The sequence below is a fragment of the Methanobrevibacter sp. genome (assembly GCF_045120835.1).
Taxonomy (GTDB): Archaea; Methanobacteriota; Methanobacteria; order Methanobacteriales; family Methanobacteriaceae; genus Methanocatella.
In genome coordinates, this window is the sequence record NZ_JBGVFE010000005.1 from 1 (window position 1) to 2,084 (window position 2,084).

The 2,084-nt window shown below is 31.7% G+C and carries 2 protein-coding genes; both read left to right on the forward strand.

The window, feature by feature from the left end:
• Positions 1–135 precede the first annotated feature (135 nt).
• Positions 136–1,152, forward strand: coding sequence for a glycosyltransferase family 2 protein (locus ACJMLO_RS00400; RefSeq protein ID WP_405292819.1), 1,017 nt, complete (start codon positions 136–138; stop codon positions 1,150–1,152).
• Positions 1,153–1,257: 105 nt separating this feature from the next.
• A partial coding sequence (locus ACJMLO_RS00405) for an amino acid ABC transporter substrate-binding protein (RefSeq protein WP_405292821.1) occupies positions 1,258–2,084 on the forward strand: 827 nt, incomplete at its 3' end.

Consider the following 2,084-nt stretch of genomic DNA (forward strand, 5'->3'; position numbering starts at 1 on the left):
GAATATTACATTAAGAGACTGACTTTCCTAAATGAATTGTATGAAAAGGAATTCAGAAAGAACATCAAGCTCAAAAATGATCTCAAAGAGCTAAAGAAATCCAATAAAAAATTCAAATTGTTCTGATGTGTATTTATGTGCGATGTATCTGTAATTATTCCGGTTTATAATGTTGAAAAATACTTAAAAGAGTGTTTGGACAGCGTATGTAATCAGACATTGGCCAATATTGAGATAATTTGTGTTAACGATGGTTCAACAGATAATTCATTAGCTATATTAAATGAATATGCTCAAAATGATGAAAGAATAAAGATTATTTCACAGGAAAATCAGGGTCTTGGCGCTGCAAGAAACAGGGGTTTGGAAGATGCAAGTGCCGATTATGTTTATTTTTTAGATTCGGATGATTATATTGAATTAACCACTTTAGAAAAGTTATTCAACAATGCAGTTTCCAATTCATCAGATGTGGTATTGTTCAAATTCAAAAAGGTTGATGACAATAAAAATATGCACAAAAGGGGCATAGAATTTAAGATTGATAAGATATTCGGCAATATCGACTATGATAATTTTTCGTTTACATATAAGGATGTCAGGCGCCATGTGATGAATTCAGCATTTTCCGCTTGCCTGAAACTCTATAAAAAAGAGTTAATTGAAAAATATAGATTTCCTGAGGACTTGCATTTTGAGGATGTTCCCGTTCATGTTCAGGTAATGCTTGAAGCTGAAAGAATATCCTTCGTTCCGGAATACTTGTACAATTACAGATCAAATCCTGATTCAATTTTAAACTCTGATGCTAAAGGATTCGATATATTTGAGGTAATTGACATTGTCGAGAATTATCTAAAAGAAAATGGTCACTATGATGAATTGGAAGATGAATTCATCTTTTTTAAGATTGCGCAGATATTGGTTTATCTTCCTTCAACAGATTGTGAAGAATATTTTCAAAAGGCAAAAAGTGAATTTTCAAAAATTTCTATAAAAAATAGAAAATCTTTAAAAAAATATGCATTAAAAGGATATAAACTTGTTTTAAAATCAAATAATTATGCAGATTATCTTGAAAAAACAAATCCTAAACAAAATGAAAATATTATACAAAAAACATTTAACAAGTTTAGGAAAACAGGCAATTAATATTCATTTTCGAACAAAATAATATACTATTATATATTAAAAAAAATAAAATATAAAACAGTAGAAAAAATTCTACTATAGTTATAACTATTTTGGTGTTTTAAAATGAATAAAAAGATAGGTATTTTATTAGCTTTGGTATTAGTGGCTTTCTTAGTTATGGGTACCGCAAGCGCTGGTTTATTTGACTTTTTGGGGGGAAATGACTCATCTAACGCAGGCACCAATGATGAAAGTACTTTTATTGTTGGTTTTGATGCTGAGTTCCCACCATACGGATATAAGGATGACAGTGGAAACTACACTGGTTTCGACTTAGACTTAGCAAAAGAAGTTTGTGAAAGAAACAACTGGACATTCCAAGCTCAACCGATTGATTGGGATGCTAAAGATGCTGAATTAGAATCTGGTTCTATCGACTGTATTTGGAATGGATTCACAATTGATGGAAGGGAAAATGACTACCTTTGGTCTAACCCATACTTTGACAACAAACAGGTATTCATTGTAAAATCAGACGCTGGTATTTCTGCCATTGCTGATTTACAAGGTAAGACTGTAGAAACACAAAAAGACTCATCTGCATTAGCTGCTCTTCAAGGGGATAACAAAACTATTGCAGATACTTTTGCAACCTTAACCGAAGTAGCTGACTATAACACCGCATTCATGGATTTAGAATCCGGTGCATGTGATGCTGTAGCTATGGATATTGGTGTTGCAGAATACGATATCAAAAACAAAAACAATTCAGCTGATTTCTCTATCTTAGATGAGTACATCACTACTGAAAAATATGGTATTGGATTTAAAAAAGGAAATGACGATTTGAAAAATCAGGTACAGGAAACATTAGATGAAATGTTCAAAGACGGTACCGTTTTAAAAATCGCTCAAAAATACGGTATTTCTGAAGACGCTTTAATCCAACC